The organism is Escherichia sp. E14V7, from assembly GCF_004212225.1.
Lineage (GTDB): Bacteria > Pseudomonadota > Gammaproteobacteria > Enterobacterales > Enterobacteriaceae > Escherichia.
Map to the genome: position 1 here is coordinate 14,054 of NZ_RHJJ01000017.1, position 24,145 is coordinate 38,198.

Consider the following 24,145-nt stretch of genomic DNA (forward strand, 5'->3'; position numbering starts at 1 on the left):
ACGCCTTATCCGGCCTACTCGTAGGTCGGATAAGATGCATTAGCATCGCATCCGACATTGAAAGATAAGATGCGTCAGCATCGCATCTAACTGAGCAACATCGCGATTTTGCCGAGAGCATAACCTATCACCAGCACCGTTAAGCTGATTTTAATAATGCTGGTAATGCTCTGTGGTTTTTCATCCTCATCATTTATCTCTTCATGATTTTCAGGTATAGGCTCATCGACATCTTCATCCACCGGTTCGAGTTTCACTTTCGTTAACAGCATCCGGGTGATAATGGCCTCTAATGGATGAGCGTCTCCGCCTTCCAGCCTTGTATTAAGACGGGCCAGCATCTCTTGTTTCGGAAACGCTTCCAGTACTACCTGTTCCGATACCCGATACAGATCCAGTAACGGTGAATCTTGCCCTGTCTCACTACCGACTCTCGATTTCCACCACGCCCATGCTTTGCGTTTGAAGAATAACGACTCGATAAACGATTGACCTAACGGCGATAATTTTCCGCTATGTAAAATTTCCGCCCATAGCAGCCGCGTCCGGGCGCTCTCACCAGGAACATATTTCAACGGTTTACCTTGCGCATCAATCATGCTTCGCGCTTCGATAACCATCACTAATAACGCGAAATAATCCGGGCAATGACGCTTGCTCCACTGCAACAACAAATTATCAGCTTGTGTAGATGGGTAACTTTCCCAGTACGCGCCGAGATCGGCAAGCAGGCTTTCCCCCTCACCGCAGTACAAGCGTTGTGCACACAAGTAATATCGGGCATCTTCGCTTTCTGGTTCTTCCATTTGCCACTGTTTGGCTACAGGAATGAGTTCCGCCATACCTGTTTGCGCCGAGCTGTACCAGCGCAATAGTTTGCGATGCAACTTCGCATCATCAGGAATTAACCACGGACCTGCCATCGCCAAAAATGCAATGACATAGTCAGGATGGTAACGGCAGCAACGTTCCAGCGCGAAGTAATATTCAACAGTCTGGTTCTGTAACGCGACGGGATATTCCAGAAGGCTAAGGAAATCGAAACAATCACCAGCCTGAATGGCCTCAAGAAAAGCCTCCCGCTCTTCTTCATCCATTCCTTCGCTGTCACTAAATGAATGCCAGTTCAAACGCTCTGCCAGCAAAGAAGCACAATTTAATGAAAGATATCGCGCTTCTATAGCGATTGCACACAGCGGCCAGCGTAATTGTTCGACATCCTCCATGTTCCAGGTATTTAATTGCTGAATAAATTTCTGCCAGGCGGAGGGCTGAAAACGATCACTTTCTGAATCCAGTAATGTCCTGAATGCACGTAGTATTTCATGTTCAGCGGCGGCATCTTTTTCTTCATAATCTGCTTCCTCGACAGGATTTACCGCCAGTCGCAGCGCCTCTTCATAGGCCTGACGTAACGCTTTAAACCCCTGCGGATCGGTTTCGGGATGACATAACGGTAAGCGAGCAAGATAAGCCTGGCGGATAATGTCTATTTGCGTCGTGCTTTCAATTTCGAGGATTTGCCAACATGTTTTCATAGGTCGCTCACATCCTTAAGCGTTGCCGGGCATTCAGGTTGGGCAGTTAATGGCTGCCAGGGAAGCGTGGCATAGAAACGATCGCTTCCCGCTACCAGCTCTTCGAACATCCGACTCCCGGCGCTATCATATTTGTACAAGGTCAGCGCCTCGCGTAGCGAAGCATTGTCTTCGCACTGAGCGGATTGCCAGTAGAGACGTCCTAACGAATAGGCGGAAAAATAGTGCATCCAACTCTGATAGTAATGGTGTGCTCGTTCATAGACGCGCGATTGCAGCCATAAACTCTCTTCTTCCGTCAGCCACTTGTTGAGCACACCGACCCGTGACAGAAACCCCATTCGAACATAATCCCAGGCTTTGATTCCCCCTTCCCCGCAGCACATAGCAGTTTGTGCAACAAATTGGGTATAAATCAGCCCTCTGTCAGAGCCACCAGCAATTAATGCTTTCCACTCTTCAGGTGAAGAGCGATGCCATGCCAGATATAACCAGGCTAAATCATTTGCGTGACCATCATCGGTCATTTGGTAAATAGTCTGAATTAAATCATCACGATTATTTATTCCCCAGGATGATGACAGATCAAATTCTTTTATTCCGGTATACATTTTTGGCGAGTCATGTGCAGGCTTGCATCCCTTATTAAGAATCTCCATTGGCGTAGAAAGCGCAAATAGAAGGCGTTGTTCTTCCTTATCCATTTATTAACAATCCTTTAAGTACATTAACTGACTACTTTTTTATTAATGATGAGTATAAACTTGACGCTTTCAAAATAAAAAGAAAATCGAAGTATTGATAAATGAACAAAAAAATATATTTTATATTCGCAATATTTATAGTTGCAGCTATCACTTGTATTAGCCAACCTAAGAAAACGACTTTGCGCGATAAAGCTATGGTGAATTATGTCTTTGATTATTTAAGATCCCCAGGCAGTCTTCCGTTTACCACGGCAGCAACGGAGCTTTCCGCGATTCATGGTCACTCAACGTCGCAATATCGCCTTGGCGAATTTTATCTTCATGGTAGCGACGGTAAACCACTGGATTATACACAGGCGAGATACTGGTATGAGCAATCAGCAGAACAGGAAAATCCGCGCGCACAAAGCAAACTGGGGTGGATCTACCTGAAAGGTCTGGGAGTCAAACCCGATACCCGTAAAGCAATTCTCTGGTATAAGGAAGCAGCTGAACAAGGGTATGCTCATGCTCAATATACTTTGGGTTTGATCTACAGAAATGGCACTGGTATTAATGTTAACCATTATGAATCTCAAAAATGGTTAAAACTGGCCGCCAAACAACATTACAAAAATGCGGAAAGATTGCTTGCTGGGCTTCCCGCACATTAACGTCGACTGTCACCCGAAGAGATGGAGTATTTTCCCTATCAAACCAGCAAAAATAAAAATATAGAAAATAATTTTAATGATGCCCAGACAGCCCGGCCCACCATCATCAACAGGCATTGGCTGCGGTTGCGGCTCCGGTTCGACGGTTTGCTTCTCGGTAAAATTCGCCGACTGAATTAATAATCGACGAATAATTAATGCTTCCAGTGGGCAACGATCTTCTGCATCAAGACGAGCGACGATCGGCATTAATGATTCTTCTGTAGGCTGGTTCGCCAGTACTAATTGTTTAGCAACTAAATATAATGGCCATAAGGGATGCTCTGTATCACGCGTGAGTGAGATTCGCGGCTTACGCCCTTTGTGCAAAACCATCTCGACCAGAGAACGCCCCAGCGCAGAGAGTTTTTCATGGCTGAGTATTTCGTATAATTGAAAGCGCGTACGGGCGCTGTCGCCGGGGACATAAAGTAGCGGTTTTCCCTGATCGTTAACCAGTTCACGAGCTTCAATCATCATCACCACTAATGGGTAATAATCGACCCGATGCTGACGGCACCATTGCAACATTAAAGCATCCGCCTGGGTAGAGGGAGACTTGCGCCAGTAATCACAAAGTTCTGCCAGCAGGTTTTCGCCTTCCCCACAATAGACGCGTTGCGCGTATTCATAATAACGCGCATCTTCATTATCAGGTTCAGCTTCCCGCCACGACCGAGCGTAATCCAGGAGTTCAGGTAATCCCAGGCGGCTTGAGGTATACCAGCACAGTAAATTTCTGTGCAGTTTTGCATCATCGGGGATAATCACTGCGCGATGTTGCGCTAAATACAGTGTCAGCCATTCTGGATGCGATGACCAAATCCGAGCGAACATTTGGTAAAAATCAATGGTGTCATTTTGCACGGCAACGGACAGATGCAGGATGGTCTGGAAGTTAAAAATATTCCCCTTCGCAATGGCATATAAAAAGGATTCCAGTTCTTCTTCGTCTATTTCCTCGGTGTTTTCCTCCTGCAACCACCGCAATCTTTCTGCTAATAACACCATGCACTCGAAGGATAAATGGGCAGTGTTCATAGCTATCGCGCACAACAACCAGCGTAATTCATCAATCTCTTCCATCGAGCAATAATTTAATTGCTGAATGAATCGCTGCCAGGCTGAGGGCAGAAAACGTTCGCTATCAGAGGCAAGTAACGCACGAAAGGCGAGCAGAATTTCATGTTCTGCAACTTCATGTTCTTCTGGTTGCCAAACAGATTTAGCTGGCGACTGCGCAATCCGTAGCGCGTCTTCATACGCCTGACGCAGTTGTTTAAAGCCCTGTGGATCGGTTTCTGGATGAAAGGACGGTAACAACCCCAGATAAGCGCGACGGATAATATCGACGTCAGTTGTTTCCTCTATTTCGAGGATCTTCCAGCAATTTTTCATAGGTCGCTCATATCCTTAAGCGTTTCCGGGCATGCGGGGTAGTCAGCCAGTGGTTGCCAGGGTAAGGTCGCGTAATATGCATCGTCACTGGCAAATAATTGATAAAACATATCATTGCCGGAATCGTCGTATTCTTTACGCGCTAAGAATTCATGTAATAAAGGCAGATTATCATCCTCGGGAGACTGCCAATATTGCCAACCAAAGGTATAACCGGCAAAGTATTGCCGCCAGTTACTATAATAACGTAGCGCCCGTAGATGAATGCGCGACTGGATCCATAGACTTTCTTCTTCACTCAACCAGTTATTAAGTACGCCCATTCGGCTTAAAAAACCCATCCGGACATAATCCCAGGCTTTGATCCCCCCTTCGCCACAGCATTCAGCGGTGCTGGCGACAAATTGCGCGTAAGCCTGACCTTGCTCATTTAATTCAGCAAGATAGTCACGCCATTCACATGGCGAATAACGAAACCAGTGATGATAAAACCCAGCCAACCGTGCAGCATGACCGTTATCGATCATTCGGTGAATTGTGCGCAGCAGGTCATCACGGTCATCAATTCCCCAGGAGGAAGAAAGGTCAAAAAAGCATGTACCTAAATACATTTTGGGGGATGAATGCGAAGGTAAACAGCATTCATTGCGTATTTCCATCGGGGTGGAAAGTGCAAACAATATTTTTTGCGACTCCATGTCCATATAATTTATCCTTAAACATTCATTTAATGAATGTAAACTACATTGCGAGGCTCATTTATTTATACTTTTCTGACGCAACATAATACGCATAAAATAAGGCTTACGCAAAAATGGAACATATAAAAATATAATATGCTTTATCTGCAACCATAAGGAAATGATAATGATTTTTACGTCAAGTCGCTGCGATAATTTATCAATAGATGAGATTATCGAACGTGCTGAACAAGGCGATAGTGAGGCTCAATATATTGTTGGATTTTATTACAATCGCGATAGCGCAATTGACTCTCCGGACGACGAAAAGGCCTTTTACTGGCTAAAGCTTGCCGCCGGGCAAGACCATTGTGAAGCACAATATTCCTTAGGGCGGAAATACTCCGAGGATAAAAGCCGTCATAAAGATAATGAGCAAGCCATCTTTTGGCTGAAAAAAGCTGCCATACAAGGACATACTTTCGCTTCCAACGTCCTTGGCTGGATACTGGATCGTGGAGAAGACCCCAACGATAAAGAAGCGGTTGCCTGGTATCAGATAGCCGCAGAGAGCGGAATGTCTTATGCGCAAAATAATCTTGGGTGGATGTACAGAAATGGCAACGGAGTCGCACAAGACTATACGCTGGCATTTTTCTGGTACAAACAAGCTGCATTGCAAGGCCATAGTGACGCGCAAGACAATCTGGCCGATCTTTATAAAGATGGAGAAGGCGTTGCTCAAAACAAGACTCTCGCCGCATTCTGGTATTTGAAAAGCGCACAGCAGGGTAATCGGCACGCCCAGTTTCAAATTGCGTGGGCTTATAACGCTGGCGAAGGGGTAGACCAGGACTATAAACAAGCGATGTACTGGTATCTGAAGGCTGCCGCTCAGGGAAGCATCGGCGCTTACGTTAACATCGGCTATATGTATAAACATGGGCAAGGCGTTGAGAAAGATTATAACGCTGCCTTTGAATGGTTTACGAAAGCCGCTGAATGCGATCACGCCACTGCCTGGTATAACCTGGCCATTATGTATCACTACGGAGAAGGAAGACCTGTTGATCTCCGACAGGCTCTCGACCTGTATCGTAAAGTTCAGTCATCCGGTACCAGGGATGTCAGTCAAGAAATCCGTGAGATTGAAGATTTACTGTAGAGATAAAAAACAAGGGCCGGGGAATTTCATTCGGCCCAAATTCTCTTTATTAGTGTGCGAAATCAAACTATTACGGCTCGAACGGGCGTCTCTGGAACTGGTCATGACCACATTTCGGGCATAGCGTCAGCACTTCCGGCGTGTAGATCGGGAGATGGAAGTGACATTTCTCGCAGACCAGATTCCCCAGCCCTACCACTTCTCCGCTGTGATAAACCCCGTGATGATTGAGATCCTGGAAAACTTCACGCCATTCAAGCTGCGTTTTATCGGTGATGTCCGCCAGTTCCTGCCAGAGGCTTTCTTTAATCACCCGCATAAAAACGCTGTCGGATTCTTCCTTCAGGCTCTCTTCATAACTCATGGCGAACTCTTCCAGGTCACGTCTGACGGCCCGAGTCAGTTCATCGACCTCGGTCCGCGTTAACTCCCCTGTTTTTATTACACGCTCACGCGCCTGTTCTACCAGTGCATCGATATCGCGTTCGCCATTACGCAGTCGCTCGCTTAATGACGCCACCAGTTCACGGTAATATTGAGCAACCTTGTTCATCATTTCATCTCCCGTGTCGTTAACTGGCTATAATAATAGACGTTATTTACGCTCAACTTTGCAAGACTGCCCACAGAGTGTGTAAATTCGTGCAAGGATTACCGCTGTGCGATTTCAACGTCGAGTGCGCGAAAGGCTGTTTTGACGCGGACGTTTGGGCTATGCTATGCGGATCTGAAAAACCACCTCTAACGCTACTTTTGTAGCCGTAATGAAAACAGGACCACTGGCTGCCATGCAAGAGCAATACCGCCCGGAAGAGATAGAATCCAAAGTACAGCTTCATTGGGATGAGAAGCGCACATTTGAAGTAACCGAAGACGAGAGCAAAGAGAAGTATTACTGCCTGTCTATGCTTCCCTATCCTTCTGGTCGACTACACATGGGCCACGTACGCAACTACACCATCGGTGACGTGATCGCCCGCTACCAGCGCATGCTGGGCAAAAACGTTCTGCAGCCGATCGGCTGGGACGCGTTTGGTCTGCCTGCGGAAGGCGCGGCGGTAAAAAACAACACCGCGCCAGCACCGTGGACGTACGACAACATCGCGTACATGAAAAACCAGCTCAAAATGCTGGGCTTTGGTTATGACTGGAGCCGCGAGCTGGCAACCTGTACGCCAGAATACTACCGTTGGGAACAGAAATTCTTCACCGAGCTGTATAAAAAAGGCCTGGTGTATAAGAAGACCTCTGCGGTCAACTGGTGCCCGAACGACCAGACCGTACTGGCGAACGAACAGGTTATCGACGGCTGCTGCTGGCGCTGCGATACCAAAGTTGAACGTAAAGAGATCCCGCAGTGGTTTATCAAAATCACCGCTTACGCTGACGAGCTGCTCAACGATCTGGATAAACTGGATCACTGGCCAGACACCGTTAAAACCATGCAGCGTAACTGGATTGGTCGTTCCGAAGGCGTAGAAATCACCTTCAACGTTAACGACTATGACAACACGCTGACCGTTTACACTACCCGCCCGGACACCTTTATGGGTTGTACCTACCTGGCGGTAGCGGCAGGTCATCCGCTGGCGCAGAAAGCGGCAGAAAATAATCCTGAACTGGCGGCCTTTATTGACGAATGCCGTAACACCAAAGTTGCCGAAGCTGAAATGGCGACGATGGAGAAAAAAGGCGTCGATACTGGCTTTAAAGCGGTTCACCCATTAACGGGCGAAGAAATTCCCGTTTGGGCAGCAAACTTCGTATTGATGGAATACGGCACGGGCGCAGTTATGGCGGTTCCGGGTCACGACCAGCGCGACTACGAGTTTGCCTCTAAATACGGCCTGAACATCAAACCGGTTATCCTGGCGGCTGATGGTTCTGAACCCGATCTTTCTCAGCAGGCACTGACTGAAAAAGGCGTGCTGTTCAACTCTGGCGAGTTCAACGGTCTTGACCATGAAGCGGCCTTCAACGCCATCGCCGATAAACTGACTGCGATGGGCGTTGGCGAGCGTAAAGTAAACTACCGCCTGCGCGACTGGGGTGTTTCCCGTCAACGTTACTGGGGCGCGCCGATTCCGATGGTGACGCTGGAAGACGGTACTGTAATGCCGACCCCGGACGACCAGCTGCCGGTGATCCTGCCGGAAGATGTGGTGATGGACGGCATTACCAGCCCGATTAAAGCAGATCCGGAGTGGGCAAAAACTACCGTTAACGGTATGCCAGCGCTGCGTGAAACCGACACTTTCGACACCTTTATGGAGTCCTCCTGGTACTATGCGCGCTACACTTGCCCGCAGTACAAAGAAGGTATGCTGGATTCCGAAGCGGCTAACTACTGGCTGCCGGTGGATATCTACATTGGTGGTATCGAACACGCCATCATGCACCTGCTCTACTTCCGCTTCTTCCACAAACTGATGCGTGATGCAGGCATGGTGAACTCTGACGAACCAGCGAAACAGTTGCTGTGTCAGGGTATGGTGCTGGCAGATGCCTTCTACTATGTTGGCGAAAACGGCGAACGTAACTGGGTTTCCCCGGTTGATGCTATCGTTGAACGTGACGAAAAAGGCCGTATCGTGAAAGCGAAAGACGCGGCAGGCCATGAACTGGTTTATACCGGCATGAGCAAAATGTCCAAGTCGAAGAACAACGGTATCGACCCGCAGGTGATGGTTGAACGTTACGGCGCGGACACCGTTCGTCTGTTTATGATGTTTGCTTCTCCGGCGGATATGACTCTTGAATGGCAGGAGTCTGGCGTGGAAGGGGCTAACCGCTTCCTGAAACGTGTCTGGAAACTGGTGTACGAGCATACTGCTAAAGGTGATGTTGCGGCACTGAACGTCGATGCACTGACTGAAGATCAGAAAGCGCTGCGTCGCGATGTGCATAAAACGATCGCTAAAGTGACCGATGATATCGGTCGTCGTCAGACCTTCAACACCGCAATTGCGGCGATTATGGAGCTGATGAACAAACTGGCGAAAGCACCGACCGATGGCGAGCAGGATCGCGCCCTGATGCAGGAAGCGCTGCTGGCGGTAGTTCGTATGCTTAACCCGTTCACCCCACACATCTGTTTCACGCTGTGGCAGGAGCTGAAAGGCGAAGGCGATATCGACAACGCGCCGTGGCCGGTGGCTGACGAAAAAGCGATGGTGGAAGACTCCACGCTGGTCGTTGTTCAGGTTAACGGTAAAGTCCGTGCCAAAATCACCGTTCCGGTGGATGCAACGGAAGAACAAGTTCGTGAACGTGCTGGCCAGGAACATCTGGTAGCAAAATATCTTGATGGCGTTACCGTGCGTAAAGTGATTTACGTACCAGGTAAACTCCTCAATCTGGTCGTTGGCTAAGCGCGGGAGGAAGCGTGCGATATCTGGCAACATTGTTGTTATCTCTGGCGGTGTTAATCACCGCCGGGTGTGGCTGGCATCTGCGTGATACCACGCAGGTTCCTTCCACTATGAAGGTCATGATCCTGGACTCAGGCGATCCGAACGGGCCGTTAAGCCGTGCGGTGCGTAACCAGTTACGTCTGAACGGTGTCGAGTTGCTTGATAAAGAAACCACGCGTAAGGACGTTCCATCCCTGCGTTTGGGTAAAGTGAGCATTGCGAAAGATACCGCATCGGTATTCCGTAACGGTCAAACAGCAGAGTATCAGATGATCATGACGGTTAATGCGACCGTGTTGATCCCCGGCCGTGATATCTACCCGATTAGCGCCAAAGTCTTCCGTTCGTTCTTCGATAACCCGCAAATGGCGTTAGCGAAAGATAACGAGCAGGACATGATCATTAAAGAGATGTACGACCGTGCCGCCGAACAGCTTATTCGTAAGCTGCCAAGCATTCGCGCTGCGGACGTCCGTTCCGACGAAGAAACGTCGACAACAACGGATACCACAGCAACGCCTGCACGCGTCTCCACCACGCTGGGTAACTGATGATTCGGTTGTACCCGGAACAGCTCCGCGCGCAGCTCACTGAAGGGCTGCGCGCGGCCTATCTTTTACTTGGTAACGATCCCCTGTTGTTGCAAGAAAGCCAGGACGCCATTCGTCAGGTCGCCGCCGCACAAGGGTTTGAAGAACACCATACTTTTTCCATTGATCCCAACACTGACTGGAATGCGATCTTTTCGCTATGCCAGGCAATGAGCCTGTTTGCCAGTCGGCAAACCTTGTTGTTAGTGCTACCTGAAAATGGGCCAAATGCGGCGATCAATGAACAACTCCTCACGCTCACCGGATTGCTGCATGACGATCTGCTGTTGATCGTACGCGGTAATAAATTGAGCAAAGCGCAGGAAAATGCCGCCTGGTTTACTGCGCTTGCAAACCGTAGCGTGCAGGTTACTTGCCAGACCCCAGAACAAGCCCAGCTTCCTCGCTGGGTTGCCGCGCGAGCAAAACAGCTCAATTTAGAACTGGATGACGCGGCGAATCAGGTGCTCTGCTACTGTTATGAAGGAAACCTGCTGGCGCTGGCACAGGCACTGGAGCGTTTATCGCTACTCTGGCCGGACGGCAAACTGACACTGCCGCGCGTTGAGCAAGCGGTGAATGATGCCGCTCATTTCACCCCTTTTCATTGGGTTGACGCTTTGTTGAGTGGCAAAAGCAAGCGTGCATTGCATATTCTTCAGCAGTTGCGTCTGGAAGGCAGTGAGCCGGTGATATTGTTGCGCACTTTGCAACGTGAGCTGTTGCTGCTGGTTAATCTGAAGCGTCAGTCTGCTTATACTCCACTGCGTACGCTGTTTGACAAGCATCGGGTATGGCAGAACCGTCGTAACATGATTAGCGAAGCGCTAAATCGCCTGAGTCAGCCACAGTTACGTCAGGCTGTACAACTCCTGACACGAACGGAACTTACTCTCAAACAAGATTACGGTCAGTCAGTGTGGGCAGAACTGGAGGGATTATCTCTTCTTTTGTGCCATAAACCACTGGCAGACGTATTTATCGACGGTTGATATGAAATCTTTACAAGCTCTGTTTGGCGGCACCTTCGACCCGGTGCATTATGGCCATCTAAAACCTGTGGAAACGCTGGCGAATCTGATTGGTCTGACGCGAGTAACGATTATCCCTAACAACGTTCCTCCGCATCGCCCCCAGCCTGAAGCGAACAGCGTGCAGCGAAAACACATGCTTGAACTGGCGATTGCCGACAAGTCGCTGTTTACCCTTGATGAACGCGAGTTAAAGCGTAATGCCCCCTCTTACACATCGCAGACGTTAAAAGAGTGGCGACAGGAGCAAGGCCCAGATGTGCCGCTGGCGTTTATTATCGGTCAGGACTCGCTGCTGAACTTTCCGACCTGGTATGAATACGAAACGATTCTCGACAATGCACATTTGATAGTCTGTCGACGTCCAGGTTATCCGCTGGAAATGGCACAACCGCAGTACCAGCAGTGGCTGGAAGATCATTTGACGCATAATCCGGAAGATCTGCATCTTCAGCCTGCTGGTAAAATTTATCTCGCCGAAACGCCGTGGTTCAACATCTCGGCGACAATCATCCGCGAACGTTTGCAAAACGGCGAATCTTGTGAGGAATTGTTACCAGAATCGGTACTGACTTACATTAACCAACAAGGCTTGTATCGCTGATATCTGCCGTCACGGAGGGAATGATGCGACTGTGGTTAATTCGTCACGGTGAAACGCAAGCGAATGTCGACGGGTTATACAGCGGTCATGCGCCTACACCACTTACGGAGCGCGGTATCGCGCAGGCGCAAAGCTTACATACCCTGCTACATGATGTTCCCTTCGATAGGGTTTTATGCAGTGAACTGGAACGGGCGCAGCACACCGCGCGCCTGGTTCTTGACGACCGTCAATTCCCCGTGCAAATCATCCCTGAACTCAACGAAATGTTTTTTGGTGACTGGGAAATGCGGCATCATCGCGAGCTGATGCAAGAAGATGCCGAAAACTATAGTGCCTGGTGCAATGACTGGCAGCATACTGTCCCTACTCACGGTGAAGGCTTTCAGGCATTTTCACAGCGGATAGAAAGGTTTATTGCCGGACTTGGTGAGTATCAGCAGCACAAAAACATATTGATCGTTAGCCACCAGGGTGTGTTGAGCCTGTTGATTGCCCGCTTAATCGGCATGCCTCCCGAGGCAATGTGGCATTTTCGTGTAGACCAGGGCTGCTGGAGCGCCATTGATATCAATGGCGAGTTCGCAACTCTACGTGTCCTCAATAGCCGTGCCATCTGGTGCGAAGATGCATGACTTTTCTGTTTTTTTACAGGTAAGCCGCAACGGACATTGACAGGCCCGGGCAGGCTGATATTCTCCGCAACCTGACTTTTCCGCCATACACGACTTTGTAGAAATTGTTTTACAAAAATGGCGATGCAATCTGTGACGCGGGGTGGGATGATAGCCCACTTTCAAGAGCCGATTTGCTGACATTTGTCCCGAAATCGCCTCTGCTTCAGGTATACTGACAGACCATTTTTATCTTTTTTATTTCACCCAGGGGGAAAACTTGCAGGGTAAAGCACTCCAGGATTTTGTTATCGACAAAATTGATGACCTCAAAGGTCAGGACATCATCGCCTTAGACGTTCAGGGCAAATCCAGTATCACCGACTGTATGATCATCTGTACGGGAACATCCAGCCGTCATGTTATGTCCATTGCCGACCACGTGGTTCAGGAATCTCGCGCGGCGGGTTTATTGCCCCTCGGCGTTGAAGGTGAAAACGGCGCCGACTGGATTGTGGTCGATCTGGGTGATGTGATTGTCCATGTTATGCAGGAAGAGAGCCGTCGCCTGTATGAGCTGGAAAAACTCTGGAGTTAATGCGTGAAGCTGCAACTTGTCGCCGTGGGAACGAAAATGCCGGACTGGGTACAAACCGGTTTTACCGAGTACCTGCGTCGTTTTCCGAAAGATATGCCTTTTGAACTGATTGAAATTCCGGCGGGAAAACGCGGCAAGAACGCGGATATCAAGCGCATACTCGACAAAGAGGGTGAGCAAATGCTGGCTGCCGCAGGTAAAAACCGCATTGTCACCCTTGATATCCCAGGCAAGCCCTGGGACACGCCGCAGTTAGCCGCTGAACTGGAACGCTGGAAGCTGGATGGCCGCGATGTCAGCTTGCTGATTGGCGGGCCGGAAGGGTTATCGCCTGCCTGTAAAGCGGCGGCAGAACAAAGCTGGTCACTTTCGGCGCTTACCCTCCCCCATCCGCTGGTTCGCGTACTGGTCGCAGAGAGTCTGTACCGGGCGTGGAGCATTACCACCAACCATCCTTATCACCGTGAGTGATATGGTAGCCTTAAGTAGAAAACGCAGCGGATGAAATTACAGAACTCTTTTCGCGACTATTCGGCAGAGTCCGCGCTGTTTGTGCGCCGGGCGCTGGTCGCCTTTTTGGGGATTTTGCTGCTAACCGGCGTGCTCATCGCCAACTTGTATAACCTACAAATTGTTCGCTTTACCGATTACCAGACCCGTTCTAATGAAAACCGCATTAAGCTGGTGCCTATCGCCCCCAGCCGCGGCATTATCTACGACCGTAACGGTATCCCTCTGGCGCTCAACCGAACTATCTATCAGATAGAGATGATGCCGGAGAAAGTCGATAACGTGCAGCAGACTCTGGACGCCCTGCGCAGCGTGGTTGACCTGACCGATGACGATATCGCCGCGTTTCGAAAGGAGCGTGCACGTTCGCACCGTTTTACCTCTATTCCGGTGAAAACCAACCTGACTGAAGTTCAGGTGGCGCGTTTCGCCGTTAACCAATATCGTTTTCCAGGTGTGGAAGTTAAAGGCTATAAACGTCGTTACTATCCCTATGGTTCAGCGTTGACCCACGTTATCGGTTATGTCTCGAAAATTAACGATAAAGACGTCGAGCGACTAAATAATGACGGCAAACTGGCCAACTATGCCGCAACACATGATATCGGCAAGCTGGGGATTGAACGTTACTACGAAGATGTTCTGCACGGCCAGACGGGTTATGAAGAAGTTGAAGTTAACAACCGCGGTCGCGTCATCCGCCAGTTAAAAGAAGTATCGCCGCAGGCCGGGCATGATATTTACCTGACAATTGATCTCAAGCTCCAGCAGTATATTGAAACACTGCTGGCGGGCAGTCGTGCCGCTGTTGTAGTCACCGATCCGCGTACAGGTGGCGTGCTGGCGCTGGTTTCCACGCCAAGTTACGACCCTAACCTGTTTGTTGACGGTATCTCCAGCAAAGATTATTCCGCGTTGCTGAACGACCCGAATACACCACTGGTGAACCGTGCCACGCAGGGGGTTTATCCGCCAGCGTCGACGGTTAAACCTTATGTGGCGGTTTCGGCATTAAGTGCAGGGGTGATCACCCGTAATACCAGCCTGTTTGATCCTGGATGGTGGCAGTTGCCGGGGTCTGAAAAGCGTTATCGTGACTGGAAAAAATGGGGCCACGGTCGCCTGAATGTCACTAAATCGCTGGAAGAGTCAGCAGATACCTTCTTCTATCAGGTTGCCTACGATATGGGCATCGACCGCCTTTCTGAATGGATGGGTAAATTTGGCTACGGTCATTACACCGGTATCGACCTGTCGGAAGAACGTTCCGGTAATATGCCGACCCGCGAATGGAAACAGAAACGCTTTAAAAAACCGTGGTATCAGGGTGACACCATTCCGGTCGGTATCGGTCAGGGGTACTGGACAGCGACCCCTATCCAGATGAACAAAGCACTGATGATCCTGATTAACGACGGTATTGTGAAGGTTCCGCATTTGCTGATGAGCACCGCCGAAAATGGCAAACAAGTGCCGTGGGTACAGCCGCATGAACCGCCGGTAGGCGATATTCATTCTGGTTACTGGGAACTGGCGAAAGACGGCATGTTTGGTGTTGCTAACCGTCCTAACGGTACGGCACATAAATACTTTGCCAGCGCGCCCTACAAAATTGCGGCGAAATCCGGTACCGCGCAGGTCTTCGGCCTGAAGGCGAACGAAACCTATAATGCGCACAAAATTGCCGAGCGTCTGCGCGACCACAAACTGATGACCGCGTTTGCGCCATATAACAATCCGCAAGTCGCTGTCGCTATGATTCTGGAAAACGGCGGGGCTGGCCCGGCGGTCGGTACGCTGATGCGCCAGATCCTCGACCATATTATGCTTGGTGACAACAACACCGATCTGCCTGCAGAAAACCCGGCGGTTACTGCTGCGGAGGACCATTAATCATGACGGATAATCCGAATAAAAAAACATTCTGGGATAAAGTCCATCTTGATCCCACAATGCTACTGATCTTACTGGCATTACTGGTCTACAGCGCCCTGGTAATCTGGAGCGCCAGCGGCCAGGACATCGGCATGATGGAGCGTAAAATCGGCCAGATCGCGATGGGGCTGGTCATTATGGTGGTGATGGCCCAAATTCCGCCGCGCGTTTATGAAGGCTGGGCGCCCTATCTCTATATCATCTGTATTATTTTGCTGGTAGCGGTAGATGCCTTTGGGGCCATCTCCAAAGGCGCTCAACGTTGGCTGGATCTCGGTATCGTCCGTTTCCAGCCCTCGGAAATCGCCAAAATAGCTGTGCCGCTCATGGTGGCTCGCTTTATCAACCGTGACGTTTGCCCGCCGTCGTTAAAAAATACCGCCATCGCGCTGGTGCTGATTTTTATGCCCACGTTGCTGGTGGCAGCGCAGCCTGACTTGGGGACGTCAATCCTCGTTGCACTTTCTGGTCTGTTTGTACTGTTTCTCTCCGGACTTAGCTGGCGCCTGATTGGCGTTGCAGTGGTACTGGTGGCAGCATTTATCCCAATCTTGTGGTTCTTCCTGATGCATGATTACCAGCGCCAGCGCGTAATGATGCTACTCGACCCGGAATCAGACCCACTCGGCGCGGGCTATCACATTATTCAGTCTAAAATTGCTATTGGCTCCGGCGGATTACGCGGTAAAGGCTGGCTGCACGGTACCCAGTCACAGCTTGAATTTCTGCCCGAACGCCATACCGATTTTATCTTCGCGGTACTGGCGGAAGAGTTGGGATTAGTGGGTATTTTGATTCTGCTTGCTCTCTATATTCTGCTCATCATGCGCGGACTGTGGATTGCAGCCAGAGCACAAACTACCTTTGGTCGCGTCATGGCTGGCGGCTTAATGCTGATATTATTCGTTTATGTCTTCGTAAATATTGGTATGGTAAGCGGTATTCTGCCGGTTGTAGGGGTTCCACTCCCGCTGGTCAGTTATGGAGGATCGGCGCTCATAGTGCTGATGGCTGGGTTTGGGATTGTGATGTCAATCCACACCCACAGGAAAATGTTGTCGAAAAGCGTGTAAGAGGTGCAAATGCGTAAGCAGTGGCTCGGGATCTGCATCGCGGCAGGAATGCTCGCGGCATGTACTAGCGATGATGGTCAGCAACAGACGGTAAGTGTGCCGCAGCCTGCGGTATGTAACGGCCCTATAGTTGAAATTAGCGGGGCGGAACCACGTTTCGAACCACTGAACGCGACGGCAAATCAGGATTATCAGCGCGACGGCAGAAGCTACAAAATCGTGCAGGACCCTTCACGCTTTAGCCAGGCGGGCCTTGCAGCCATTTATGATGCCGAACCTGGCAGCAATCTGACGGCATCTGGCGAAGCATTTGATCCAACGCAGCTGACGGCGGCGCATCCAACGCTCCCCATCCCCAGCTACGCCAGAATCACCAACCTGGCTAACGGGCGGATGATCGTGGTGCGCATTAACGATCGCGGTCCCTACGGCAACGACCGTGTGATTTCACTTTCACGCGCGGCAGCTGACCGTCTTAACACCTCGAACAATACAAAAGTTCGTATCGATCCTATTATCGTCGCCCAGGATGGTTCATTTTCTGGCCCAGGCATGGCTTGTACTACCATTGCCAAACAGACTTACGCCCTGCCTGCACCGCCCGATTTAAACGGCGGCAGCGGAACAAACTCTATGTCTGTCCCGCAGGGTGATATTCTCCCGGTCAGCAACTCGACGCTGAAAAGCGAAGATCCGACCGGCGCGCCGGTAACCAGCAGCGGCTTCCTCGGCGCACCGACCACCCTGGCGCCCGGCGTACTGGAAGGCAGCGAACCGACGCCTGCACCACAGCCCGTTGTCTCAGCACCTGCAACAACACCTGCAACAACACCTGCAATGGTGACACCGCAAGCCGCTTCGCAAAGCGCCAGCGGTAACTTTATGGTGCAAGTGGGGGCCGTTAGCGATCAGGCACGCGCGCAACAGTATCAACAGCAACTGGGACAACAGTTCGGCGTACCCGGTCGCGTGACCCAAAACGGCGCGGTCTGGCGTATTCAGCTTGGTCCATTCGCCAACAAAGCTGAAGCCAGTGCCTTACAGCAACGTTTACAAACCGAAGCCCAATTACAGTCATTTATTACCACCGCGCAATAACGTAAAGCAGGCATCTGAAATGTCAATTTCTGTAAATGACGTTAACAAAGTCACGCGGAAAGTCAGATGCCTGGCGGTAGTGCATTTGCTATAGTAGGGCACTTATTTTAAATTCCATCACGGATGTCGTAGTTCAGACCATGAATACCATTTTTTCCGCTCGTATCATGAAGCGCCTGGCGCTCACCACGGCTCTTTGCACAGCCTTTATCTCTGCTGCACATGCCGATGACCTGAATATCAAAACCATGATCCCGGGTGTACCGCAGATCGACGCGGAGTCTTACATCCTGATCGACTATAACTCCGGCAAAGTGCTCGCCGAGCAAAATGCGGATGTCCGTCGCGACCCTGCAAGTCTGACCAAAATGATGACCAGCTACGTTATCGGCCAGGCAATGAAAGCAGGTAAATTCAAAGAATCTGATTTAGTGACCATCGGCAATGACGCCTGGGCCACCGGTAACCCGGTGTTCAGAGGTTCTTCGCTGATGTTCCTCAAACCTGGCATGCAGGTACCGGTTTCTCAGCTTATCCGTGGTATCAACCTGCAATCTGGTAACGATGCTTGTGTTGCCATGGCTGACTTCGCCGCCGGTAGCCAGGATGCTTTCGTTGGTCTGATGAACAGTTACGTTAACGCCCTGGGCCTGAAAAATACCCACTTCCAGACTGTACACGGTCTGGACGCTGACGGTCAGTACAGCTCCGCGCGTGATATGGCGCTGATCGGTCAGGCCCTGATTCGTGATGTACCTAACGAATACGCTATCTATAAAGAGAAAGAGTTTACCTTTAACGGTATTCGCCAGCTCAACCGTAACGGCCTGCTATGGGATAACAGCCTGAATGTCGACGGTATCAAAACTGGCCATACTGATAAGGCGGGCTACAACCTTGTCGCCTCCGCAACGGAAGGTCAGATGCGTCTGATCTCCGCAGTCATGGGTGGACGCACGTTCAAAGGCCGTGAAACCGAAAGTAAAAAACTGCTGACCTGGGGCTTCCGTTTCTTCGAAACGGTTAACCCGCTGAAAGTTGGCAAAGAGTTCGCCTCTGAACCGGTATGGTTTGGTAATACTGACCGCGCTTCGTTAGGGGTTGATAAAGACGTTTACCTGACCATTCCGCGTGGCCGCATGAAAGACCTGAAAGCCAGCTACGTGCTGAACAGCAGTGAACTGCATGCGCCGCTGCAAAAGAACCAGGTCGTTGGCACCATCAACTTCCAGCTTGATGGCAAAACTATCGAACAGCGCCCGCTGGTGGTGTTACAGGAAATTCCGGAAGGTAACTTCTTCGGCAAAATCATTGATTACATTAAATTAATGTTCCATCACTGGTTCGGCTAAAAAATGAACACTTGAAAGTGTAATTTCCGCCCCCATATACTAAGTATCAGTAAAAAACTCCCGCCCTCTGGCGGGAGTTGCTATTTAATTACGTTACGCCGGAGCTGACATGAAAACCAAACTTAACGAACTGCTTGAATTCCCTACTCCTTTTACCTACAAAGTAATGGGGCAGGCGTTACCTGAGCTGGTTGATCAGGTGGTTGAAGTGGTACAGCGCCATGCGCCAGGTGACTACAACCCAACGGTAAAACCAAGCAGCAAAGGCAACTACCACTCGGTATCTATCACTATCAACGCCACTCATATCGAGCAGGTTGAAACTCTGTACGAAGAACTGGGCAAAATCGATATCGTCCGTATGGTTCTGTAATTCGCTTCTCCGTTACCCGGCCTCTGGTCGGGTAACTCCCCTCCCCTCGCTGTGATATAATTTTCCCCACTTTTACTCATTCTCCACGGAGATGCCGTTTTGTATCAGGATAAAATTCTTGTCCGCCAGCTCGGCCTTCAGCCTTACGAGCCTATTTCTCAGGCTATGCATGAATTCACCGATACCCGTGATGAAAATACCCTTGATGAAATCTGGTTGGTTGAACACCATCCTGTATTTACCCAGGGACAAGCAGGTAAAGCGGAACATATTTTAATGCCGGGTGATATTCCGGTGATCCAGAGCGATCGCGGCGGCCAGGTAACTTATCACGGGCCGGGGCAACAGGTGATGTATGTGTTGCTTAACCTCAAACGCAGGAAGCTGGGCGTGCGTGAACTGGTGACCTTGCTCGAACAAACGGTGGTGAATACCCTGGCCGAGCTGGATATTGAAGCGCACCCTCGGGCTGATGCTCCAGGTGTCTACGTTGGGGAAAAGAAAATTTGTTCGCTCGGATTGCGTATTCGCCGCGGCTGTTCATTCCACGGTCTGGCATTAAACGTCAATATGGATCTTTCGCCATTTTTACGTATCAACCCTTGTGGTTATGCCGGGATGGAAATGGCAAAAATATCACAATGGAAACCTGATGCGACCACCGATAATATTGCACCACGCTTACTGGCAAATATTTTAGCGCTACTCAAAAATCCTGACGTAGAATATATCCCTGCTTAATTCCCCCTCATTAATGACCCAAATCATATTGGGTCATTGCATTCAGCGTGTTCCAGCGCTTCGCGGGGAACTGATGCTATCGAATGTGTTTTGAAAAAGTATCGTTACATAGCGTTCACAGCGCAGAACGATAAAATGGCACAAACCAACAACAATTTTACATTTTCGCGACCGCTTTGGCTGCTTTCTGGGCCGTTTCAATGATATACTGCCAGTCGTTAATTCAAAAATAGTTGATAATTACAACAATCCATTGAATTGAAACGCTTTCCTTCGTAATTCGCAACTGGAACACGCACGCTATGAGTAAACCCATTGTGATGGAACGCGGTGTTAAATACCGCGATGCCGATAAGATGGCCCTTATCCCGGTTAAAAACGTGGCAACAGAGCGCGAAGCCCTGCTGCGCAAGCCGGAATGGATGAAAATCAAGCTTCCCGCGGACTCTACCCGTATCCAGGGCATCAAAGCCGCAATGCGCAAAAATGGCCTGCATTCTGTCTGTGAGGAAGCCTCCTGCCCTAACCTGGCAGAATGCTTCAACCACGGCACAGCAACGTTTATGATCCTCGGCGCCATTTGTACGCGCCGTTGTCCGTTCTGTGACGTTGCCCACGGTCGCCCGGTCGCCCCGGATGCCAACGAGCCGGTAAAACTGGCGCAGACCATTGCTGATATGGCGCTGCGTTATGTGGTTATCACCTCCGTTGACCGCGATGACCTGCGCGATGGCGGAGCCCAGCACTTTGCGGATTGCATTACTGCCATCCGGGAAAAAAGCCCGGAAATCAAAATCGAAACTCTGGTGCCGGATTTCCGTGGTCGTATGGATCGCGCGCTGGATATTCTGACCGCCACGCCGCCAGACGTGTTCAACCACAACCTGGAAAACGTACCGCGTATTTACCGTCAGGTACGCCCGGGTGCAGATTACAACTGGTCGCTAAAACTATTGGAACGCTTTAAAGAAGCGCATCCGGAGATCCCGACCAAATCCGGTTTGATGGTGGGACTGGGTGAAACCAATGAAGAGATTATTGAAGTCATGCGCGATCTGCGCCGCCATGGTGTAACCATGTTGACACTGGGGCAATATCTGCAGCCAAGCCGCCATCACCTGCCGGTACAACGCTACGTTAGCCCGGATGAGTTTGATGAAATGAAGGCCGAAGCGCTGGCGATGGGCTTTACCCATGCTGCATGCGGTCCGTTTGTCCGCTCTTCGTACCACGCCGACTTGCAGGCGAAGGGGATGGAAGTTAAGTAATCGCGTAATAATTGCTTACATCTGTCTGATAAAAAACCCGCTTTCTGAAGCGGGGTTTTTTATCGAACAAGATATTGAGGGAGCGTCCTGCTCGCCACGTCACTCTTTATGAGAGAGCTTTTCAGCCTGAATATCAACGTCTGCGCCTTTTTTAGCCGCAGCGTCATCATCATTCATCGCTTTCTTGAACCCTTTAATGGCCGCTCCCAGGTCTCCGCCCAGCGTACGTAACTTCTTAGTCCCAAACAGCAGAACGACCAGCGCCGCAACTACCAGCAGTTTGGTAATACTAATCTCACCCATAGATACCTTCTTGACATAAAACTGGCAACAGAACGCGCCTTAAAAACCAGAGAATATTAACGGTCATTCGACGCGCGCACACAATAGCAATCTGTAACAAGGTGAATCAAGCGCCGAGTAAAAAAACATCATAATAATTGCGGCGGCGCAAAGCGACGGTTGTTTAAGACGGGAAGTTGCGCGCGCACCTGACGCACACGTTCGGGCGTCACTTCCGCCATAATGAACGCTGGCATTTCTGCCGCTGCCGCAATGGTGACGCCAAAGGGATCTATAATCCGGCTTTGCCCGATATTTTTGTTCCCGCACTCCCCCGCTGCCACCATATAACAGGTGGTATCCAGAGCACGAGCGGCTAGCAAGGTTGACCAGTGGTGCTCTTTGAGTGGCCCGCGAACCCAGGCCGCTGGCAGGATCAGGATTTCCGCCCCCTGTAATGCCAGGGCTAATGCCAACTCTGGAAAGCGTAAATCATAGCAGGTCATCAGCCCCACTTTCATGCCTTCAACCTCCAGTAAAGGGGCTATTTCATCACCTGCATCCACATGGCGCGATTCCTGAATGGCAAACGCATCATAGAGATGCAATTTGGCATAATGGGCGACAATTTTCCCCGCCTGCAGCGCCACCAGCATATTCCACGCGCGCCCAGGGGTTGAGGGAACATGAATCGTCAGAATCGTCGTCATCATGTTACGTTTACTTTCCCGCAGTAAACGTCCGAGGAATTCCCCTTCCAGCAACTGTGCCGATTTAACTGACAAATTCGGGTCAAGATCGTCGCGCGCCAGAAGCGCTTCCGGCAGGACAAACAGCGATACGTCGTTTTCCGCCGCCTGTGCCATTAACGAGGCGCAAATCTCAGCGTTCTTTTCCCATATTGATGTAACAGCAAATTGTCCTGCGGCAACCAGCATTGCCACCTCCTGTCAGAGTTGTAAAATTCGCCAACGACGAATATTCGGCGTTAAACTTATCACTCATACAAATCAAATAGCAGGATTTAGCTGTGTTACAACTCCTTTTAGCAGTTTTTATTGGTGGTGGTACGGGAAGCGTGGCGAGATGGATGTTAAGTATGCGGTTTAACCCACTGCACCAGGCTATTCCACTCGGAACTCTGGCAGCAAACCTGATTGGGGCATTTATCATAGGAATGGGGTTTGCCTGGTTTAGCCGCATGACTAATATCGATCCGGTGTGGAAAGTATTAATCACCACTGGTTTTTGTGGCGGGCTAACGACCTTCTCAACATTTTCGGCAGAAGTGGTGTTTTTATTGCAGGAGGGGCGTTTTGGCTGGGCGCTACTGAACGTCTTCGTTAACCTGTTAGGTTCCTTTGCCATGACCGCACTGGCTTTTTGGCTATTTTCAGCATCAACCGCACACTGAAGACCAAAAAAAACCCGCTGAATAAGCGGGTTTTGAATTCTTGCTGACGTATCTTACAGAGCGATTACGTTTGCAGCAGAAGGGCCTTTGGCACCGTTAGTGATTTCGAACTCTACGCGCTGACCTTCAGCAAGAGTTTTAAAACCATTAGTCTGGATTGCAGAGAAGTGTACGAACACATCTTTGCTGCCGTCTTCCGGAGTAATGAAACCGAATCCTTTGGACTCATTAAACCACTTAACGTTACCTTTAATCTTAGACATCAAAATTACCTTTACATGAAAAATAGACACAAATGCTGTGTCGGTTACCAGTACACCAATTGTGGTACGCTTTGTCCAGTGCAACTTTACTAAAAAGTGATAAAAGTCGCGTTATTTTTGATGTTAATTTCATTACACACTGATTTTTAAGGCTTTTATTAAAACGTGACTTGTCTAAAACTGAAACCGCATCCAGGCAAAGTAAACATTGCCGTTGTTGTAAGTGCCAGGGATATAGGTCATCTGAAAAGTCGCAGGGCCATAGCCCACAGAAGCCAATGGCAGTATCAGCGGAACAGGTATGTAGTTCCAGTTATCACGCGCCGTCACACCAGCGGTGAATCCCAGACCGACATGAAAGTTTTCATCGGCAAGCGGTCGCCAGGTACTTTCCCAACCGTATCCGGCAATGGGCTCCCATTTATTCCACGAATCCTTAAACGCCATCGCGTACAAACCGTGCCAGTTGCCTTTCTCATCCCAACGTGACTGACCAAAACCGCCACCCCACGGTCTTTCGTTATAGCGATCGGTTTTTTCTTTGTCATAAGCGAAACGTGCATGCCAGGTAATGGCGGGAATATACAGATCATAATGTTCTGGCCGCTGCCTGGTTTCTGCGACATTATCTTTAAATGTCGCAATCCATTGCTCTGCACTAGCAGAAACTTCTTCAATGCTGATTAACTGAATAAAAGTAAAGGAAAATACGGTAACACATTTACTAGCGCCCATTAGCAACCACAGAAAACTTATCAAAAATATATTACCAGCATAGCCAAAGAAAAATAAATACAACCTTAACA

The 24,145-nt window shown here is 49.8% G+C and carries 26 protein-coding genes; 17 read left to right on the forward strand and 9 right to left on the reverse strand.

Going from position 1 to position 24,145, the window contains the following annotated elements:
• Positions 1 to 86: 86 nt before the first annotated feature.
• Together djlC and D9741_RS19340 are read right to left on the reverse strand one after the other, a co-directional pair.
• Positions 87 to 1,538, reverse strand: a complete 1,452-nt coding sequence (djlC, locus tag D9741_RS19335; protein WP_130219449.1) for a co-chaperone DjlC — start codon at positions 1,536 to 1,538, stop codon at positions 87 to 89.
• Positions 1,535 to 2,242 (reverse strand): DUF1266 domain-containing protein, encoded by a 708-nt coding sequence (locus D9741_RS19340; RefSeq protein ID WP_130219447.1) that lies wholly within the window; start codon positions 2,240 to 2,242, stop codon positions 1,535 to 1,537. Before D9741_RS19340 ends, djlC begins: the two co-directional genes overlap by 4 nt.
• Before the next feature lie 101 nt (positions 2,243 to 2,343).
• On the opposite strand from D9741_RS19340, the gene D9741_RS19345 reads away from it, so the two are divergent.
• Positions 2,344 to 2,898: a tetratricopeptide repeat protein gene (locus tag D9741_RS19345; RefSeq protein ID WP_130219445.1), complete on the forward strand. Its 555-nt coding sequence runs from the start codon at positions 2,344 to 2,346 to the stop codon at positions 2,896 to 2,898.
• Between the two features lie 9 nt (positions 2,899 to 2,907).
• On the opposite strand, the gene D9741_RS19350 is transcribed toward D9741_RS19345, so the two are convergent.
• Together D9741_RS19350 and D9741_RS19355 are read right to left on the reverse strand one after the other, a co-directional pair.
• On the reverse strand, positions 2,908 to 4,335 hold the full coding sequence (locus D9741_RS19350) for a J domain-containing protein (RefSeq protein ID WP_130219443.1): 1,428 nt from the start codon (positions 4,333 to 4,335) through the stop codon (positions 2,908 to 2,910).
• Positions 4,332 to 5,039: a DUF1266 domain-containing protein gene (locus D9741_RS19355; RefSeq protein ID WP_130219441.1), complete on the reverse strand. Its 708-nt coding sequence runs from the start codon at positions 5,037 to 5,039 to the stop codon at positions 4,332 to 4,334. The genes D9741_RS19350 and D9741_RS19355 overlap by 4 nt, the downstream gene beginning before the upstream one ends.
• 163 nt (positions 5,040 to 5,202) lie before the next feature.
• On the opposite strand from D9741_RS19355, the gene ybeQ reads away from it, so the two are divergent.
• The gene (gene ybeQ, locus D9741_RS19360) at positions 5,203 to 6,180 is read left to right on the forward strand and encodes a Sel1 family TPR-like repeat protein YbeQ (protein WP_130219439.1); all 978 of its coding nucleotides are present in this window, start codon (positions 5,203 to 5,205) and stop codon (positions 6,178 to 6,180) included.
• A gap of 70 nt (positions 6,181 to 6,250) precedes the next feature.
• On the opposite strand, the gene D9741_RS19365 is transcribed toward ybeQ, so the two are convergent.
• Positions 6,251 to 6,733, reverse strand: a complete 483-nt coding sequence (locus D9741_RS19365) for a zinc ribbon-containing protein (protein WP_001044880.1) — start codon at positions 6,731 to 6,733, stop codon at positions 6,251 to 6,253.
• A gap of 235 nt (positions 6,734 to 6,968) precedes the next feature.
• On the opposite strand from D9741_RS19365, the gene leuS reads away from it, so the two are divergent.
• The 14 genes from leuS to lipA all read left to right on the forward strand — a co-directional run bounded on the left by leuS (position 6,969) and on the right by lipA (position 21,380).
• Positions 6,969 to 9,551 (forward strand): leucine--tRNA ligase, encoded by a 2,583-nt coding sequence (gene leuS, locus D9741_RS19370; RefSeq protein ID WP_001297565.1) that lies wholly within the window; start codon positions 6,969 to 6,971, stop codon positions 9,549 to 9,551.
• 14 nt (positions 9,552 to 9,565) lie between these two features.
• On the forward strand, positions 9,566 to 10,144 hold the full coding sequence (gene lptE / locus D9741_RS19375; RefSeq protein ID WP_130219437.1) for an LPS assembly lipoprotein LptE: 579 nt from the start codon (positions 9,566 to 9,568) through the stop codon (positions 10,142 to 10,144).
• Complete coding sequence (gene holA / locus D9741_RS19380) at positions 10,144 to 11,175, forward strand: DNA polymerase III subunit delta (protein ID WP_130219435.1); 1,032 nt, start codon at positions 10,144 to 10,146, stop codon at positions 11,173 to 11,175. The genes lptE and holA overlap by 1 nt, the downstream gene beginning before the upstream one ends.
• 1 nt (position 11,176) lies before the next feature.
• On the forward strand, positions 11,177 to 11,818 hold the full coding sequence (gene nadD, locus D9741_RS19385) for a nicotinate-nucleotide adenylyltransferase (RefSeq protein WP_064528967.1): 642 nt from the start codon (positions 11,177 to 11,179) through the stop codon (positions 11,816 to 11,818).
• 23 nt (positions 11,819 to 11,841) lie between these two features.
• Positions 11,842 to 12,453, forward strand: coding sequence for an adenosylcobalamin/alpha-ribazole phosphatase (locus D9741_RS19390; protein WP_130219465.1), 612 nt, complete (start codon positions 11,842 to 11,844; stop codon positions 12,451 to 12,453).
• Positions 12,454 to 12,712: 259 nt separating this feature from the next.
• Entirely contained in the window at positions 12,713 to 13,030 is a 318-nt protein-coding gene (gene rsfS / locus D9741_RS19395; RefSeq protein WP_001161662.1) for a ribosome silencing factor, read from the forward strand.
• A 3-nt stretch (positions 13,031 to 13,033) separates the two neighbouring features.
• On the forward strand, positions 13,034 to 13,501 hold the full coding sequence (gene rlmH, locus D9741_RS19400; protein WP_000776104.1) for a 23S rRNA (pseudouridine(1915)-N(3))-methyltransferase RlmH: 468 nt from the start codon (positions 13,034 to 13,036) through the stop codon (positions 13,499 to 13,501).
• A gap of 30 nt (positions 13,502 to 13,531) precedes the next feature.
• Complete coding sequence (gene mrdA, locus D9741_RS19405; RefSeq protein WP_130219433.1) at positions 13,532 to 15,433, forward strand: peptidoglycan DD-transpeptidase MrdA; 1,902 nt, start codon at positions 13,532 to 13,534, stop codon at positions 15,431 to 15,433.
• A gap of 2 nt (positions 15,434 to 15,435) precedes the next feature.
• Positions 15,436 to 16,548, forward strand: a complete 1,113-nt coding sequence (gene mrdB / locus D9741_RS19410) for a peptidoglycan glycosyltransferase MrdB (protein ID WP_000131717.1) — start codon at positions 15,436 to 15,438, stop codon at positions 16,546 to 16,548.
• A gap of 9 nt (positions 16,549 to 16,557) precedes the next feature.
• Positions 16,558 to 17,646: an endolytic peptidoglycan transglycosylase RlpA gene (gene rlpA / locus D9741_RS19415; protein WP_130219431.1), complete on the forward strand. Its 1,089-nt coding sequence runs from the start codon at positions 16,558 to 16,560 to the stop codon at positions 17,644 to 17,646.
• Between the two features lie 140 nt (positions 17,647 to 17,786).
• Positions 17,787 to 18,998: a D-alanyl-D-alanine carboxypeptidase DacA gene (dacA, locus tag D9741_RS19420; protein ID WP_064528971.1), complete on the forward strand. Its 1,212-nt coding sequence runs from the start codon at positions 17,787 to 17,789 to the stop codon at positions 18,996 to 18,998.
• Positions 18,999 to 19,107: 109 nt separating this feature from the next.
• Positions 19,108 to 19,371, forward strand: coding sequence for a DUF493 family protein YbeD (gene ybeD / locus D9741_RS19425; protein WP_130206481.1), 264 nt, complete (start codon positions 19,108 to 19,110; stop codon positions 19,369 to 19,371).
• 99 nt (positions 19,372 to 19,470) lie between these two features.
• The gene (lipB, locus tag D9741_RS19430; RefSeq protein ID WP_130206479.1) at positions 19,471 to 20,112 is read left to right on the forward strand and encodes a lipoyl(octanoyl) transferase LipB; all 642 of its coding nucleotides are present in this window, start codon (positions 19,471 to 19,473) and stop codon (positions 20,110 to 20,112) included.
• A 302-nt stretch (positions 20,113 to 20,414) separates the two neighbouring features.
• A complete protein-coding gene (gene lipA, locus D9741_RS19435; RefSeq protein WP_000042625.1) occupies positions 20,415 to 21,380 on the forward strand; it encodes a lipoyl synthase in 966 nt (321 codons plus the stop codon).
• Between the two features lie 99 nt (positions 21,381 to 21,479).
• On the opposite strand, the gene tatE is transcribed toward lipA, so the two are convergent.
• On the reverse strand, positions 21,480 to 21,683 hold the full coding sequence (gene tatE, locus D9741_RS19440; RefSeq protein ID WP_064528973.1) for a twin-arginine translocase subunit TatE: 204 nt from the start codon (positions 21,681 to 21,683) through the stop codon (positions 21,480 to 21,482).
• A gap of 128 nt (positions 21,684 to 21,811) precedes the next feature.
• Positions 21,812 to 22,600, reverse strand: coding sequence for a deaminated glutathione amidase (locus D9741_RS19445; protein WP_130219429.1), 789 nt, complete (start codon positions 22,598 to 22,600; stop codon positions 21,812 to 21,814).
• 92 nt (positions 22,601 to 22,692) lie between these two features.
• On the opposite strand from D9741_RS19445, the gene crcB reads away from it, so the two are divergent.
• Positions 22,693 to 23,076, forward strand: a complete 384-nt coding sequence (crcB, locus tag D9741_RS19450) for a fluoride efflux transporter CrcB (protein ID WP_130206475.1) — start codon at positions 22,693 to 22,695, stop codon at positions 23,074 to 23,076.
• Positions 23,077 to 23,129: 53 nt separating this feature from the next.
• On the opposite strand, the gene cspE is transcribed toward crcB, so the two are convergent.
• Both cspE and pagP read right to left on the reverse strand, forming a co-directional pair.
• Positions 23,130 to 23,339 carry a transcription antiterminator/RNA stability regulator CspE gene (cspE, locus tag D9741_RS19455; RefSeq protein ID WP_000034825.1) on the reverse strand — a complete coding sequence of 70 codons (210 nt, stop codon included), beginning with the start codon at positions 23,337 to 23,339 and terminating at the stop codon, positions 23,130 to 23,132.
• A 174-nt stretch (positions 23,340 to 23,513) separates the two neighbouring features.
• Positions 23,514 to 24,074 carry a lipid IV(A) palmitoyltransferase PagP gene (pagP, locus tag D9741_RS19460; RefSeq protein WP_130219463.1) on the reverse strand — a complete coding sequence of 187 codons (561 nt, stop codon included), beginning with the start codon at positions 24,072 to 24,074 and terminating at the stop codon, positions 23,514 to 23,516.
• Between the last annotated feature and the right edge of the window lie 71 nt (positions 24,075 to 24,145).

Coding starts and splice junctions, on each gene's coding strand:
- D9741_RS19355 (WP_130219441.1), bottom strand. CDS start 5,039: ATGGACATGGAGTCGCAAAAAATATTGTTTGCACTTTCCACCCCGATG.
- tatE (WP_064528973.1), bottom strand. CDS start 21,683: ATGGGTGAGATTAGTATTACCAAACTGCTGGTAGTTGCGGCGCTGGTC.
- ybeQ (WP_130219439.1), top strand. CDS start 5,203: ATGATTTTTACGTCAAGTCGCTGCGATAATTTATCAATAGATGAGATT.
- cspE (WP_000034825.1), bottom strand. CDS start 23,339: ATGTCTAAGATTAAAGGTAACGTTAAGTGGTTTAATGAGTCCAAAGGA.
- djlC (WP_130219449.1), bottom strand. CDS start 1,538: ATGAAAACATGTTGGCAAATCCTCGAAATTGAAAGCACGACGCAAATA.
- D9741_RS19350 (WP_130219443.1), bottom strand. CDS start 4,335: ATGAAAAATTGCTGGAAGATCCTCGAAATAGAGGAAACAACTGACGTC.
- D9741_RS19390 (WP_130219465.1), top strand. CDS start 11,842: ATGCGACTGTGGTTAATTCGTCACGGTGAAACGCAAGCGAATGTCGAC.
- D9741_RS19365 (WP_001044880.1), bottom strand. CDS start 6,733: ATGAACAAGGTTGCTCAATATTACCGTGAACTGGTGGCGTCATTAAGC.
- D9741_RS19445 (WP_130219429.1), bottom strand. CDS start 22,600: ATGCTGGTTGCCGCAGGACAATTTGCTGTTACATCAATATGGGAAAAG.
- D9741_RS19340 (WP_130219447.1), bottom strand. CDS start 2,242: ATGGATAAGGAAGAACAACGCCTTCTATTTGCGCTTTCTACGCCAATG.
- leuS (WP_001297565.1), top strand. CDS start 6,969: ATGCAAGAGCAATACCGCCCGGAAGAGATAGAATCCAAAGTACAGCTT.
- lipA (WP_000042625.1), top strand. CDS start 20,415: ATGAGTAAACCCATTGTGATGGAACGCGGTGTTAAATACCGCGATGCC.
- dacA (WP_064528971.1), top strand. CDS start 17,787: ATGAATACCATTTTTTCCGCTCGTATCATGAAGCGCCTGGCGCTCACC.
- holA (WP_130219435.1), top strand. CDS start 10,144: ATGATTCGGTTGTACCCGGAACAGCTCCGCGCGCAGCTCACTGAAGGG.
- mrdB (WP_000131717.1), top strand. CDS start 15,436: ATGACGGATAATCCGAATAAAAAAACATTCTGGGATAAAGTCCATCTT.
- ybeD (WP_130206481.1), top strand. CDS start 19,108: ATGAAAACCAAACTTAACGAACTGCTTGAATTCCCTACTCCTTTTACC.
- mrdA (WP_130219433.1), top strand. CDS start 13,532: ATGAAATTACAGAACTCTTTTCGCGACTATTCGGCAGAGTCCGCGCTG.
- D9741_RS19345 (WP_130219445.1), top strand. CDS start 2,344: ATGAACAAAAAAATATATTTTATATTCGCAATATTTATAGTTGCAGCT.
- nadD (WP_064528967.1), top strand. CDS start 11,177: ATGAAATCTTTACAAGCTCTGTTTGGCGGCACCTTCGACCCGGTGCAT.
- rlpA (WP_130219431.1), top strand. CDS start 16,558: ATGCGTAAGCAGTGGCTCGGGATCTGCATCGCGGCAGGAATGCTCGCG.
- pagP (WP_130219463.1), bottom strand. CDS start 24,074: ATGGGCGCTAGTAAATGTGTTACCGTATTTTCCTTTACTTTTATTCAG.